The organism is Mixta hanseatica, assembly GCF_023517775.1.
In the GTDB taxonomy this organism is placed as follows: Bacteria; Pseudomonadota; Gammaproteobacteria; order Enterobacterales; family Enterobacteriaceae; genus Mixta; species Mixta hanseatica.
This window is the reverse complement of sequence record NZ_CP082904.1, coordinates 1,564,642-1,578,818: the sequence shown is the minus strand read 5'-3', so window position 1 is coordinate 1,578,818 and position 14,177 is coordinate 1,564,642. Positions and strand designations below refer to the sequence as shown.

Sequence of the window (14,177 nt, the reverse complement as noted above, 5' to 3'; positions counted from 1 at the left end):
TCAGACAGGCGCAGCCCGCAAGCGGCCCTGCCCTGTCCGGTGAATCCGAAAACAGGAAGCGAACAATGGCACAGTTAACGCTGGAAAAATTGCAAAAGCGCTATGGCAAATCGGCGGAGGTAATTAAGTCGCTGGATTTAGCGATCAACAGCGGTGAGTTCGTGGTGATTGTCGGCCCTTCCGGCTGCGGCAAATCAACGTTGCTGCGCATGATTGCCGGTCTGGAAGAGATCAGCAGCGGCAGCATGTATATCAATGATGTTTACGTGAATGACGATACTCCTGCCGAACGCGGCATCGGCATGGTGTTCCAGTCTTATGCGCTTTATCCCCATATGAGCGTGTACAAAAATATGGCCTTTGCCCTGGAACTGTCCGGTTTTTCAGCGCAGGAAATTGATGCCCGGGTACGCGAAAGCGCGCGAATTTTACAGCTGGAGCCGCTGCTCGATCGCCGCCCGAAAGATCTCTCCGGCGGCCAGCGCCAGCGGGTGGCTATTGGGCGGGCAATCGTGCGTGAGCCTAAGCTGTTTCTGTTTGATGAGCCGCTCTCTAACCTGGATGCCTCGCTGCGAGTACAGATGCGTATGGAGATCGCCGCCCTGCACAAGCGGCTGGGCGCCACCATTGTTTACGTTACCCACGATCAGGTAGAGGCGATGACGCTGGCCGATCGGATTGTGGTGCTCAATAAAGGCCATATTGAGCAGGTGGGCACGCCGCTGGAGCTTTACGATCGTCCGGCCAATGAATTTGTCGCGCAGTTTATCGGCTCGCCGCGGATGAACCTGATTCCGGCAATTCTCCAGCGCAGCGGCGAGCAGCAGAGCCTGGTGATGCTGGATAACGGTAAAACATTGCTGCTGCCCATTGCCACGCCGCCAGAAGCCGAAGGCGAAAGCGTCAACCTGGGCATCCGGCCCGAGCATATTCAGTGGGGCGATCCCCAGCAGTGTGAATATCTGGGCGAAGTGAAATTTGTCGAACATATGGGCAATGAAACCTACCTCTATCTGGATAACGGCAACGCCGGCGATCCCTGGGTAGTACGCAACGCCGACCGCTCGCCGATCGTTACCGGCGATACGGTCGGCATTCAATTACCGGCGGCGTACTGCTATCTGTTTGATCGCGCGGGCAAGGCGTTTGCGCGCCTGCAGACGGCGGAGCCGTCCCACTCATCCTCTAACGCTAACGGAACTCGCTATGAATCCAGTAACTGAAAAGAAGTGGTGGCATAACGCGGTGGTTTATCAGATCTACCCTCGCAGCTTTATGGATACCAACGACGACGGCATTGGCGATTTAGCCGGGATTATCGCCAGGCTGGACTATCTGCAAACGCTGGGAATCAATGTGATTTGGCTCTCCCCGGTGTTCCGCTCGCCGATGGATGATAACGGATACGATATCTCTGACTATCAGGATATCGCTCCTGAATTCGGCACCCTGGCCGAAATGGAGCAGCTGATTGCCGAGGCAGCCCGCCGCGATATTCGTATTCTGATGGACCTGGTAGTGAACCATACCTCGGATGAGCATCCGTGGTTTATCGAAGCCAGAAAATCCAAAGATAATCCCTGGCGTGATTACTATATCTGGCGTAGCCCGGCCGCTGACGGCGGTCCACCGAACGATTACCGCTCGAATTTCGGCGGCAGCGGCTGGGAATATGATGAGGTCACGGGGGAATATTATCTGCATCAGTTTACCCGCCGCCAGCCAGATCTGAACTGGGAAAACCCTAAGGTACAGCAGGAAGTGCACCAGATGATGAACTGGTGGCTGGATAAGGGGATCGGGGGATTTCGCATGGACGTCATCGACCTGATTGGTAAAGAGGTGGATAAACAAATTATGGCTAACGGGGCCAATCTGCATCCACTGCTGCAACAGATGAACCGCGCCACCTTCGGTCAGCGAGATGTGTTAACGGTAGGAGAAACCTGGAGTGCGACGCCGGAAATCGCGCGGCTCTATTCAGATCCGGCGCGCGAAGAGCTGTCGATGGTGTTCCAGTTCGAACATATCGTTCAGACCTGGGATGCGGAGTTAGGCAAATGGCGCAGCAAACCGTTTGAGCTGCTGACGTTTAAATCGGTGATCGATAAATGGCAGACCGGGCTGGCGGAGTGCGGCTGGAATTCGCTGTTCTGGAACAACCATGATTTGCCGCGCGCCGTCTCCAAATTCGGCGATCCCGATCGCTACCGCATCGAATCCGCCAAACTGCTGGCGACCGTGCTGCACGGGCTGAAGGGAACGCCCTATATCTACCAGGGCGAAGAGATTGGCATGACTAACGTGCGTTTCGACAGCATCGAAGCCTACCGTGACGTGGAAAGCCATAACCGCTACCGGGAATATCTGGCCAGCGGCGTCTCTCATGAAGAGATGATGGCCGGCATTTACGCCAACGGCCGCGATAATGCCCGTACGCCGGTGCAGTGGAACGATCGGCCCCATGCCGGTTTTACCCGCGGTGAGCCGTGGATTGGCGTCAATCCCAACTATCATGAGATTAACGTAGCGGCCGCGCTGCACGACAAAAACTCTATTTTTTATCATTACCAGCGGCTGGTGCAGCTGCGTAAACAGCACGACATCCTGGTCTATGGCGATTATCAAATGCTGTTGGCTGAGCATCCGCAGCTGTTTGCTTATCAGCGCACGCTGGGCGACCGCTGGCTGCTGGTGATGGGCAACTTTTCTGGCGACCCGCTAACGCTGGATCTGCCGCAAGGGCTACAAAACCTGAGCGGCGACTGTTTGATCGCCAACTATGCGCCGCGCAATGGCTGGCAGCAAACGCTGGCGCTGCAGCCGTGGGAGGCGTTTATGCTACTGCTGCGTCGCCCTGAGAGCGCCCGCTGAATCAGGACAACCGCTGAACTTAACTGACGGGAAAGAGACTATGCACAACCAAATCACCCACCGGCCACGTAAAAACTGGTGGAAAGAGGCCGTAGCCTATCAGATTTACCCACGCAGCTTTATGGACAGCAACGGTGACGGCATCGGCGATTTGAATGGCATTACCAGCAAGCTGGATTATCTGCAGGAGTTAGGCATCGATGTCATCTGGATCTGCCCGATGTATCAATCGCCCAACGATGATAACGGCTACGATATTAGCGACTATCAGGCGATCATGACGGAGTTCGGCACCATGGACGACTTTGACCGCCTGTTACAGGAAGTCCATGCGCGCGGCATGCGGCTGATTATCGATCTGGTGGTGAACCATACCTCCGATGAACATCCATGGTTTATTGAGTCGCGCGCCGCCAAAGATAGCCCGAAACGCGACTGGTATATCTGGCGCGACGGTAAAAACGGCGCAGAGCCGAACAACTGGGAAAGCATTTTTAAGGGGTCGGCATGGAAAAAGGATCAGGCAACCGGACAATATTTTCTGCACCTTTTCTCTGCCCGTCAGCCTGACCTGAACTGGGAAAACCCGCAAATGCGCGCCGCCATTTATGCCATGATGCGTTGGTGGCTGGATAAAGGAATAGACGGCTTTCGCATCGATGCCATCTGCCATATGAAAAAAGAGCCGACGCTGGCCGATATGCCCAATCCACAGGGGCTGCGCTATGTGCCCTCCTTTGAGCGCCATCTTAACTACGATGGCCTGTTCGATTATGTCGATGAGATCTGTACCCAGGTTTTCAACCATTACGACATCATGACGGTGGGCGAAGTGAACGGCGCATCGGCAGAACAGGCGGAAGAATGGGTAGGCGAAGATCGCGGCCGGCTGAATATGATATTCCAGTTTGAGCATGTCCGGCTGTGGGAAACCACCAGCGTCGACAAGCTCGATCTTGGCGCGCTGAAAGCAATTTTCACTCGCTGGCAGCACGCCCTGGAAAATCGCGGCTGGAACGCGCTGTATGTGGAAAACCACGATGTACCGCGCGTAATCGCTAAATGGGGCGATAGCGGACGCTACTGGCGCGAAAGCGCCACCGCCATCGCCGCGATGTATTTCCTGATGCAGGGCACGCCCTTTATCTATCAGGGGCAGGAAATCGGCATGACCAATACCCGCTTCGACAGCCTTGATGATTTTAACGATGTCTCGGCGCGCAACTACGCCGTTCAGCTACGCCAGCAGGGTATGAACGACGCCGACATCCTCGCTTTTCTGAGCAGCATCGGCCGCGACAATTCGCGTACGCCCATGCAGTGGAGTGATGAAGCGCATGCCGGATTCAGCAGCGCGACGCCCTGGCTGAAAGTAAACCCCAACTATGAAGGTATCAATGTAGCGCGCCAGCAGCAGGAGCCTGAGTCAGTACTGAACTTCTACCGCGCGCTGATTCGCCTGCGCAAAAGCGAGCCGACGCTGGTCTACGGGCGCTATCAGCTGTTAATGGAAGCGCATCCGCAAATGTATGCTTATACCCGTACGCTGGATGAAGATCGGCTGTTGATCCTCTGCAACCTGAGCGGCGAAGAGGCGCACTGTGACGAGCAGCAGATGCCGTCGGACGGCCTGGCGCCGTTGCTGATGAACTACGCAACCGCGGCGGAGACACTCCGGCTAAGGCCCTGGGAGGCGCGCATCTATCGCTTTTAATCCCCAGCGCGACCAACGGCTGGCATAAAGCAGCGGGCTGCGGTAAAACATCCTTAAGCTATTCTCACGGGCGGCCCGGCTGCCCGTTTTTATTTAAGGAGCCTCTTAGTGATAGATCTACGCAGTGATACCGTCACCCGCCCGTCGCCAGCGATGCTGTCGGCCATGGTTTCCGCCCGCACCGGCGACGACGTTTACGGTGACGATCCTACCGTTAACGCGCTGGAGGCGGAGGCCGCACGCCTGAGCGGCAAACAGGCCGCGCTGTTTTTACCCACCGGCACTCAGGCCAACCTGGTCGCCCTGCTCACTCACTGCCAGCGCGGCGATGAATATATCGTAGGCCAGCAGGCGCACAACTATAAATATGAAGCGGGCGGCGCGGCGGTGCTGGGCAGCATTCAGCCCCAGCCGATAGAGGCGGCGGAAGATGGTTCGCTGCCGCTGGATAAGGTCGCGGCGGCGATAAAACCTGACGATATTCACTTTGCCCGTACACGTCTGTTAAGCCTGGAAAATACTTTTGGCGGTAAAGTGTTGCCGGTGGGCTATCTGGCTGAGGCCTGGAGCTTTACGCGCGACCATCAGCTGGCGCTGCATATCGACGGCGCACGCATTTTCAATGCCGCCGTCGCGCTGGATCTGCCGCTGGAATCCCTGACCCGCTATTGCGATACCTTCACCATCTGCCTGTCAAAAGGGCTAGGTACTCCGGTAGGTTCGCTGCTGTGCGGCGATGCGGACTTTATTCAGCGTGCGCGGCGCTGGCGTAAGATGACCGGCGGCGGGATGCGTCAGGCGGGCATTCTGGCGGCAGCCGGACTGTATGCGCTGGAGAATAACGTGATGCGCCTGAAAGAGGATCACGATAACGCCCGCTGGCTGGCGGAGCAGCTTGGCGAGCTGGATATCAACGTCAGTCAGCATACCAATATGGTTTTTGCCCAGCTGCCGCCGGAACAGGTCGCGCCGTTAAAGGCCTGGATGCAGGCGCGTAATATTCTGCTGTCGACGGGCCCGGTGACGCGGCTGGTCACCCATCTGGACGTCGATCGCGCCGCCCTGCAGCAGGTTGTAAAACAGTGGAAGGCGTTTCTGGCCGCCCGGTAACGGGCAAAGGCGCAGGAAGCGGCGGCGGTTCTTTCCTATAGTGATGAGGTTGGGTTGCGCTCGCAGCCACTATGGCCTTAACACTACAGGAGAAGAGGATGGCGGCGATTCCACTTTGGGCACAGGCGGGTTTTTGGGGATTTATTTCCGGCTTTGCGCTGGTGATAGGCGCCGGTATCGCCTGGTTTTTTGCCGTGCCGCAGCGCCTGATCGCAGCGATTATGGCTTTTGGCAGCGGCGTGCTGATCTCCGCGCTCTCTTTTGAGCTGATGGATGAAGCTTACAAAACCGGCGGGTTTGACTCCACGGCCGTCGGCTTTCTCGGCGGCGCGGCGATCTATACCCTTGCCGGCTGGGTGCTGACCCGCAGCGGCGGCAAGCATCGTAAACGCTCCAACGGCCGCCAGCCGTCAGAGGATGAAGAGAGCGGCAGCGGCATGGCTATCGCCATCGGCGCGCTCCTGGACGGCATACCGGAATCGATCGTGATCGGGCTGTCGATGCTGCACGGCGGCGCGGTGAGCGTGGTTGCCGTTATCGCCATCTTTCTTTCCAATATCCCCGAAGGCCTCTCCAGCGCGGCCGGCATGAAGCGAGCCGGCCGCTCCGCACGTTACGTGTTTGGCGTCTGGGGCGGCATCGCTCTCGCCTCCGGTCTGGCCGCGCTGGCGGGTTATACCCTGTTTCAGAATTTCTCTCCCGATGTGGTGGCGGCTACTACCGCTATCGCCGCCGGCGCCATTCTCGCCATGCTGGTGGATACCATGATCCCGGAAGCGTTTGAGGAAACGCATAATTTCGCCGGCCTGGTCACCGTAGCGGGATTTCTGGCGGCCTTTGTGCTGAGCAAGCTCGGCGGATAAGCCGCTGGCAGCCATGCCATAACGCCAGCAGGCGCGCCGCCTTAACGTCCATATTTCTCTACCAGCGCCTGCGCAATCGCCAGGGTTTCCGCATCCGCGCTGCCGCGATAGTCTACCGGACGGAAATGCATCTGAAAGGCGGCGATTACCCGACGCTGCTGTTCGGGCGTCGTCGCCGCGCTAACTTCATAGCCGTAGCGTGCCAGCAGCGTGAGCAACGCCTCCTGCGCCACCGGCTGAAAGCGATCGCGCCCCTGCAACAGCGTTTCCACCCTGAGCGCATCCGGCCAGGCGCCGATGCCGTGCGTGGCGAGCTGCGCCCAGGGAAACAGCGGCCCCGGGTCCTGCTTGCGCTGCGGGGCGATATCGCTGTGGCCGACGATATTTTGCGGCGGAATATGATAACGGTTGATTAAGTCGCGCAGCAGCGGCAGCAGCGCGGCCATCTGGGCCGGGGAAAAAGGATAAAACTGCCGCCCCTGCGCCGTCCGGCGGTAGCCGGGATTGACCAGTTCAATGCCGATGGAGGTGTCGTTGAGCCGGGTGGCGCCGCGCCAGTAGCTGATCCCGGCGTGCCAGGCCAACTCTTGCTCCGGCACCAGCTGCCAGATAAGCGGCGTGTCGCGATGCTGCGGCGGCTGCGTGGGGATCAGATAATGCACGCTGACCTCTTTATCGGTCAGCGTTGCCAGCGAAGTGGAGAAATCTTCTGCCGTATAGTGGATAACCACGGTTTTCACGCGCGGCCTGGCGCCCTGCGCCGCCACTCGGGAATCAACGCTGTAGCCCTGACGCTGCTCCAGCCCTGAGGTACAGCCGGCCAGCAGCCAGAGCAGCAGCAGGCTCAACCCGACAGCAACTCTCACCGGGTTTTTACTGCCGTACCGCTTACGCTGACCATCAGCATGCTGCTCTCTTTGCCGACGGTTTCATAGTCGATATCAATACCGACCACCGCATTTGCACCCAGCGCTTTCGCCTGTGACTCCAGCTCGGCAAAAGCGATCTCGCGCGCCTTGCGTAGCTCTTTTTCATAGGCGCCGGAACGGCCGCCGACGATGTCACGAATACCGGCAAAGAAATCACGGAAAATATTGGCACCGAGAATCGCTTCGCCGGTGACGACGCCGCAATATTCAGTAATGGTTTGTCCTTCCAGGGTAGGCGTAGTGGTTAATTTCATTCTCTTCTCCTTTTCTGATTCAGCGCTAGTTTAGCCCGTGCAGCTAAAAAGCGCGGCTATACTTTATGCTAAAACAAAGCGTTACCCGTTGACCATAAGGAAAATGAGATGAAAAACCAAGCGTTTGCCGCCCTGCTGCCGGCTGTTCTGCTGCTGAGCGCCTGTACTACCGTGGAGCCTGCCTATAAAGATATCGGTACGCGCGTAGCCCCTTGTGTGGATGGCGGGCCAGATACGGTAGCGCAAAAATTCTATGATCTACGCATCGCGCAGCCCACTCAGGGTCTACCGGACAGCCAGCTGCTGGCGCGTTATCGCCCGTATCTGAGTGAAAAACTCTATCAAAGCCTGCTAAAAGCCAATGCGCAAAGCGATAAGCCAGCCGAATGGCGTCAGGGCGATCTCTTCTCCAGCCTGGCCCAGGGGCCCGCTCGGGCGAAAGTAGCCGATGCGTCGCGCATCCCTAATACCGACGCGCGTAATATCCCGCTACGCGTTGAGCTGACGCGCGAAGTCGAAAAAGATAAAAGCGTTAGCTGGCAGGATGAAGTGCTAATGGTGCGCGAAGGCACCTGCTGGACGGTTGATGACGTGCGTTACGTGGCTAACTGGCAGCGTCCCGGCGGCGGCGCGTTAAGCCAGCTGCTGGAAAAATAAATTCGCCGATCATTACCCATCTTTATGCATAGCGCCGCCATCAGGCGGGGCTATGGTTATCCGACCAGACCAGAATCTTCCTTGTTATTCACCCCATCTGCGCAGCAGGCCAGGATCTTGTGCTACGCTTTAGCTATTCCTCTATTCATTAATAAATTTTAACGCACAATGATTGCATAACTATTCTGTGAGCGTTAAGATTCGCGGCATCAATTGCTATTCATTTTTGGCGCATGAGTATTCAACTTAACGGTATAAATTGCTTCTATGGCGCCCAACAGGCGCTGTTCGATATCCAGCTAACCTGCCCGCAGGGCGAGACGCTGGTGCTGTTGGGTCCCAGCGGCGCCGGTAAAAGCTCGCTCCTGCGCGTACTCAATCTGCTGGAAATGCCGCGTTCCGGTACGCTCAGCATTGCCGGTCACCATTTCGATTTCAGCAAAAAGCCCGGCGATGACCCCATCCGCGAGCTGCGTCAAAACGTCGGCATGGTGTTTCAGCAATACAATCTCTGGCCGCATCTGACGGTTAAGCAGAACCTGATTGAAGCGCCCTGCCGCGTGCTGGGGCTGTCGAAAGAACATGCCCATCAACGCGCCGATAAATTGCTGGAGCGTCTGCGCCTGACGCCGCACGCCGATCGTTTTCCGCTACAGCTTTCCGGCGGGCAACAGCAGCGCGTGGCCATTGCCCGCGCGCTGATGATGGAACCTGCGGTGCTGCTGTTCGATGAACCCACCGCCGCGCTCGACCCGGAAATCACCGCGCAGATCGTCAGCATTATTCGTGAACTGGCGCAAACCAACATTACGCAGGTCATCGTTACCCATGAGGTGGAAGTCGCCCGTAAAACGGCCAGCCGCGTGGTGTACATGGAAAATGGCTATATTGTTGAACAGGGTGACGCCAGCCGTTTTACACAGCCGCAAACCGAGGCGTTTGCCAATTATCTCTCGCACTGATCAGGGCCATAAAGATGAAAAAAATTGTTCTTGCTGCGCTGTTAGCTGGTATCAGCCTGAGTGCTTCCGCCGCCGACACCATTCGCTTCGCCACGGAAGCCTCCTACCCTCCGTTTGAATTTGTCGATGCCAATAACAAAATTATGGGCTTCGACGTCGATCTGGCTAATGCGCTGTGCAAAGAGATGAACGCTACCTGCACCTTTACCAATCAGGCGTTCGATAGCCTGATCCCCAGCCTGAAATTCCGTCGTTTCGATGCGGTGATGGCCGGAATGGATATCACCCCGGAGCGTGAAAAGCAGGTGCTGTTCAGCAAACCTTACTACGACAACTCGGCGCTATTTATCGCCCAGAAGGCCAAAGTGGCCGATGTCGCGGCGCTGAAAGGCAAACGCGTTGGCGTGCAGAACGGCACTACGCACCAGAAATACCTGACGGACAAGCACAGCGATATTACGACCGTGCCTTACGACAGCTATCAAAACGCGATTCTCGATCTGAAAAATGGTCGTATTGATGCGGTATTCGGCGATACGGCGGTGGTCAATGAATGGCTGAAGCAAAACCAGAATCTGGCGGCGGTCGGCGAGAAAGTTACTGACAAAGCCTATTTCGGCACCGGCCTGGGCATTGCGGTGCGTCAGGGCAATAGCGCGCTGCAGGAGAAATTGAATGCCGCGCTGGATAAAGTCAAAGCTGACGGCACCTGGAAAACCATCTACAGCAAATGGTTTCAGCAGTAATTAAATGAACGAATTCTTTCCTCTTGCAAGCGCCGCCGGGATGACCGTCGGCCTTGCCGTCTGCGCGCTGCTGGTCGGCCTGGCTCTGGCGATGCTGTTTGCCGGTTGGGAATCGCTGCGTTGGCGACCGCTCGCCTGGGTTGGCACCGCGCTGGTGACGCTGATCCGAGGCCTGCCGGAAATTCTGGTGGTGCTGTTTATCTATTTCGGCGCCTCTCAGCTGCTGCTCACGCTCTCTGACGGATTTGTGATCAACCTGGGGTTGGTAAAGCTGCCGGTACAGATGCAGATCGATAACTTTGACGTCAGCCCTTTCCTGTGCGGCGTGATCGCGCTGTCGTTCCTCTACTCCGCCTACGCCTCGCAAACGCTGCGCGGTGCGCTGAAAGCGGTGCCGGTAGGCCAGTGGGAATCCGGTCAGGCGCTGGGGATGAAAAAATCAGCGATTTTCTTCCGCCTGATTATGCCGCAGATGTGGCGTCATGCCCTGCCGGGGCTGGGAAATCAGTGGCTGGTACTGCTGAAAGATACCGCTCTGGTTTCGCTGATCAGCGTCAACGATCTGATGCTGCAAACCCGCAGTATCGCTACCCGCACCCAGGAGCCGTTTACCTGGTATCTGGTGGCGGCGGCGATCTATCTGATTATTACCCTGCTAAGTCAGGCGGTGTTGAAACGTATCGAACTGCGCACCACGCGTTTTGAACGGGGGAACAGCTGATGCTGGACTATCTTCCTGAACTGATGCAAGGGCTACAGACCAGCCTGACGCTAACGGTCGCCTCGCTGGTGACGGCGCTGATCCTCTCCCTGCTGTTTACCATGGTGCTGGCGCTGAAAACGCCGGTATTCAGCCAGCTGGTGAAAGGCTATATCACGCTGTTCACCGGTACGCCGCTGCTGGTGCAGATCTTTTTGATCTATTACGGTCCGGGGCAGTTTCCCGCCCTGCAAAAGGTTGACTGGCTGTGGCATCTGCTTTCCCAGCCCTGGCTGTGCGCCCTGCTGGCCCTGTCATTAAATAGCGCCGCCTACACCACGCAGCTGTTCTATGGCGCGGTTCGCGCTATTCCTGCCGGCCAGTGGCAATCCTGCGCAGCGCTCGGCATGACGCGCCGTGATACCCTACGGATTTTGCTGCCGTACGCTTTTAAACGCGCGCTCTCCTCCTGGTCCAATGAGGTGGTGCTGGTGTTTAAAAGTACCTCGCTGGCCTACACCATTACGTTAATGGAAGTGATGGGCCACGGACAGCTGCTTTATGGCCGCACCTATGATGTGATGGTCTTCGCCGCTGCCGGTCTGATCTATCTCTGCGTTAACGGCCTGCTTACATTAATGATGCGCCTGATTGAGCATCGCGCGTTAGCCTTTGAGCGACGCAACTAACCGCGGGTTAATCGCCACAGCGTAGATAAAAAGGCGGGGAAATCCGCCTTTTTCATTATTTATCCATTTATATTGCATAATCATTCATTAAGTGGCATCTTGTTTCTCGCCGCTGGGCAAAAAAGCATAATGAGAAACAGGAGCACTCCCAATGAAAAAATGGTTACTGGCCGCCGCGCTGGCAGGCGTCGCGCTTAACGCAAGCGCAGCGGAAAAAATTCGTTTCGCCTCTTCGGCCACCTATCCGCCGTTTGAATCACTGAATAGCGAAAACAAAATCGTCGGCTTTGATATCGATCTGGCGCAGGCGCTCTGTCAGCAAATGAAAGCGGAGTGCACCTTTACCAACAATCCGTTCGACAGCCTGATCCCGGCCCTGAAGTTTCGTCGCTATGATGCGGTGATTTCCGGCATGGATATTACCCCTGAGCGCAGCAAACAGGTCGCTTTTACCCAGCCCTACTACGCTAACTCAGCGGTAGTGATTGCGGAAAAAGACAAATATGCCGATATCGCAGCGCTGAAAGGAAAACGCATCGGGATGGAAAACGGCACCACCCACCAGCGCTATCTGCAGGATAAACACCCTGAAGTCAAAACCGTCGCCTACGACAGCTATCAGAATGCGATACTCGATTTAAAAAACGGTCGTCTCGACGGGGTCTTTGGCGATACGGCGGTGGTCAATGAATGGCTGAAGGCTAATCCGCAGCTGGGTACCGTAGGACAGGCAGTGACCGATCCGCAATACTTCGGCACCGGTCTGGGTATCGCGGTGCGCCCGGATAACCAGGCGCTGCTGACCAAACTGAACGCGGCGCTGGACGCGGTGAAAGCGGACGGCACGCTGCAAAAAATTAACGATAAGTGGTTTGCCCACTAAGCGTGAAACATGCGGATCGGAGAGCGACTTTCCCGTGGGTTCTGCACGCTCCCGGGAGACGGGAAGGCTTCTCCGATCTGCTACTGGCGTCGCTGCAACAGCGTCAGCACTTCGTAATGCGCCGTATGCGGAAACATATCAAACAGCTGCACCCGCCGAATAGCATAGTGCTCAAGACGCGCAATATCCTGCGCCATGCTCTCGGCGTTACAGCTGGAATAGAGCAGCCATGACGGCGCCATACGGCTCAGGTAATCACACAGCTCAGCGCCAATGCCACGGCGCGGCGGATTAACCAGCACCAGATCCGGCACCTCTCCTTCGCCCGTAGCAAAGCGCGTGGAATCCAGCGCAGCAAACTGCACCTTTTCCAGCCCAATCTGCCGTGCCGAACGCTGCGCGCAGGCGATCGCCTCGGCGCTGATTTCAATGCCGGTCAGCTGCATCTCCGGCGTCGCGCAGTGCAGGCCAAAGCCGCCCACGCCGCAAAACAGATCCCACATCGAGCTCACCGGCAGCGCGCTGACCCACTGGCGCGCGGTCTCATACAGCTGCGCCGCCACCGCCGGGTTGGTTTGGAAGAAGCTGCGTGGCCGAATATAGAGCGGGACATGATTAAGCTGCTCGGCCAACAGCTGGTTTTCCGTTAGCGCAATTTCCTCTTCTCCTTCGAGGATAGCCATCGGTACCGGCTGGATATTGGCGGAGATCACCGACAGCTGCGGCAACTGCTGCTGGAGCCACGGCAGCGCGGCGCGCAGCTGCTGCAGCTTGGCGGTCGAGCGCAGCACAAAGCGCAGCATCAGCTTGCCGTCCAGCGAGCTTTCGCTAAGCAACAGGAATTTTAGCTCGCCGCGGCGGCGCGCCACGTTATAGGGCGTCAGACCGGCGCGGGCGATAAACGGCTTCAGTAACGCAAACACCGGCGCGAAGCTGGCGGGATAGAGCGGACAGGCGGTTAAATCCACCGGGCCGTCAGACTGCATAATGCCCAGTACCGGACGCTCCACGCTGCCGCTTACCACCATTTTGGCTTTATTGCGAAAGGCCTGCTGCGTCGATTCTACTGGCGGCCGCCAGTCGTCAACGGGAAATGCCTGTAGCAGCGTCTGCAAATGGGTCTGTTTCATTTGCATCTGCTGTGAATAAGGGGTTGTCAGCCACTGACAGGAACGACAGCGGTCTGCATCGTAAAGTGCGCAATGCATGATTTAGCCTGTAATGAATGGTAGTGCCGGTTGCGGGGCGGGATTGTAGCACCCGCCGCTCAGCGACGCTGGAAAAATTGCCGACTGCTGGCGGGAACGAACAGCAGCAGCAGCACCAGCAGATCGGGCAACTTATGCATGATCAGGCGATGGAAAATCTCTACGTTGTTCGCGCCGCTAATGCTGAAAATCTCCGGGTAAATCCAGCCAATAGAGGCAGCCCACAGATAAAGCAGCACGACAGCCTGGCTTAGCGCATAGAGCAGACGCCCCCGACGCGAGCCGTGCATCAGCGTCAGCGCGCAGCGCAGTTCGACAAAAAACAGCATCTGGCTGGCGATAAAAATCAGCGTGGAATCCCACGCCTGGGCGCTACGATGAATAAAATCAGCTATGCCGTCATAACCCAGCTCATTCACCAGCAGCAGCACGCTGATACAACGCGTGGCGATAATCGCCTGGCCGGCAATCATCACCGGCACCGGTGCCTGTTGCGCATCCGCCGCCGCCTTACCGAATCTGAACACTTCCGACATGCACCGAACTCCTCCCGTTGCGACAAGGCGACGACAACGGCGGCAGACCGAT

The 14,177-nt window shown here is 57.1% G+C and carries 15 protein-coding genes; 11 read left to right on the top strand and 4 right to left on the bottom strand.

What is annotated here, in order from left to right:
* Positions 1-65: 65 nt before the first annotated feature.
* The 5 genes from K6958_RS07640 (at position 66) to K6958_RS07620 (ending at position 6,561) form a co-directional block, all read left to right on the top strand.
* Positions 66-1,223, top strand: coding sequence for an ABC transporter ATP-binding protein (locus K6958_RS07640; protein WP_249894079.1), 1,158 nt, complete (start codon positions 66-68; stop codon positions 1,221-1,223).
* Positions 1,207-2,874 carry a glycoside hydrolase family 13 protein gene (locus K6958_RS07635; RefSeq protein WP_249894078.1) on the top strand — a complete coding sequence of 556 codons (1,668 nt, stop codon included), beginning with the start codon at positions 1,207-1,209 and terminating at the stop codon, positions 2,872-2,874. The genes K6958_RS07640 and K6958_RS07635 overlap by 17 nt, the downstream gene beginning before the upstream one ends.
* 40 nt (positions 2,875-2,914) lie before the next feature.
* Positions 2,915-4,588: a glycoside hydrolase family 13 protein gene (locus K6958_RS07630; RefSeq protein WP_249894077.1), complete on the top strand. Its 1,674-nt coding sequence runs from the start codon at positions 2,915-2,917 to the stop codon at positions 4,586-4,588.
* Positions 4,589-4,696: 108 nt separating this feature from the next.
* Positions 4,697-5,698 carry a low-specificity L-threonine aldolase gene (gene ltaE, locus K6958_RS07625; protein WP_249894076.1) on the top strand — a complete coding sequence of 334 codons (1,002 nt, stop codon included), beginning with the start codon at positions 4,697-4,699 and terminating at the stop codon, positions 5,696-5,698.
* 98 nt (positions 5,699-5,796) lie between these two features.
* Complete coding sequence (locus K6958_RS07620; protein ID WP_249894075.1) at positions 5,797-6,561, top strand: ZIP family metal transporter; 765 nt, start codon at positions 5,797-5,799, stop codon at positions 6,559-6,561.
* Between the two features lie 41 nt (positions 6,562-6,602).
* Here the strand turns inward: K6958_RS07620 and K6958_RS07615 are convergent, their stop codons facing one another.
* Both K6958_RS07615 and K6958_RS07610 read right to left on the bottom strand, forming a co-directional pair.
* Positions 6,603-7,427: an N-acetylmuramoyl-L-alanine amidase gene (locus tag K6958_RS07615; RefSeq protein ID WP_249894074.1), complete on the bottom strand. Its 825-nt coding sequence runs from the start codon at positions 7,425-7,427 to the stop codon at positions 6,603-6,605.
* Positions 7,424-7,744 carry a heavy metal-binding domain-containing protein gene (locus tag K6958_RS07610; protein WP_249894073.1) on the bottom strand — a complete coding sequence of 107 codons (321 nt, stop codon included), beginning with the start codon at positions 7,742-7,744 and terminating at the stop codon, positions 7,424-7,426. The genes K6958_RS07615 and K6958_RS07610 overlap by 4 nt, the downstream gene beginning before the upstream one ends.
* A gap of 108 nt (positions 7,745-7,852) precedes the next feature.
* On the opposite strand from K6958_RS07610, the gene K6958_RS07605 reads away from it, so the two are divergent.
* The 6 genes from K6958_RS07605 (at position 7,853) to K6958_RS07580 (ending at position 12,381) form a co-directional block, all read left to right on the top strand.
* A complete protein-coding gene (locus K6958_RS07605; protein ID WP_249894072.1) occupies positions 7,853-8,401 on the top strand; it encodes a lipoprotein in 549 nt (182 codons plus the stop codon).
* A 233-nt stretch (positions 8,402-8,634) separates the two neighbouring features.
* Positions 8,635-9,363 carry an arginine ABC transporter ATP-binding protein ArtP gene (gene artP / locus K6958_RS07600; protein WP_249894071.1) on the top strand — a complete coding sequence of 243 codons (729 nt, stop codon included), beginning with the start codon at positions 8,635-8,637 and terminating at the stop codon, positions 9,361-9,363.
* Between the two features lie 14 nt (positions 9,364-9,377).
* A complete protein-coding gene (artJ, locus tag K6958_RS07595) occupies positions 9,378-10,109 on the top strand; it encodes an arginine ABC transporter substrate-binding protein (protein WP_249894070.1) in 732 nt (243 codons plus the stop codon).
* Between the two features lie 4 nt (positions 10,110-10,113).
* Positions 10,114-10,830: an arginine ABC transporter permease ArtQ gene (artQ, locus tag K6958_RS07590; protein ID WP_249894069.1), complete on the top strand. Its 717-nt coding sequence runs from the start codon at positions 10,114-10,116 to the stop codon at positions 10,828-10,830.
* The gene (artM, locus tag K6958_RS07585; RefSeq protein WP_249894068.1) at positions 10,830-11,498 is read left to right on the top strand and encodes an arginine ABC transporter permease ArtM; all 669 of its coding nucleotides are present in this window, start codon (positions 10,830-10,832) and stop codon (positions 11,496-11,498) included. Before artQ ends, artM begins: the two co-directional genes overlap by 1 nt.
* A 151-nt stretch (positions 11,499-11,649) precedes the next feature.
* Positions 11,650-12,381 (top strand): arginine ABC transporter substrate-binding protein, encoded by a 732-nt coding sequence (locus tag K6958_RS07580; protein ID WP_249894067.1) that lies wholly within the window; start codon positions 11,650-11,652, stop codon positions 12,379-12,381.
* Between the two features lie 80 nt (positions 12,382-12,461).
* On the opposite strand, the gene rlmC is transcribed toward K6958_RS07580, so the two are convergent.
* Complete coding sequence (rlmC, locus tag K6958_RS07575; protein WP_249894066.1) at positions 12,462-13,589, bottom strand: 23S rRNA (uracil(747)-C(5))-methyltransferase RlmC; 1,128 nt, start codon at positions 13,587-13,589, stop codon at positions 12,462-12,464.
* A 59-nt stretch (positions 13,590-13,648) separates the two neighbouring features.
* Complete coding sequence (locus tag K6958_RS07570) at positions 13,649-14,125, bottom strand: YbjO family protein (protein ID WP_249894065.1); 477 nt, start codon at positions 14,123-14,125, stop codon at positions 13,649-13,651.
* Positions 14,126-14,177 lie beyond the last annotated feature (52 nt).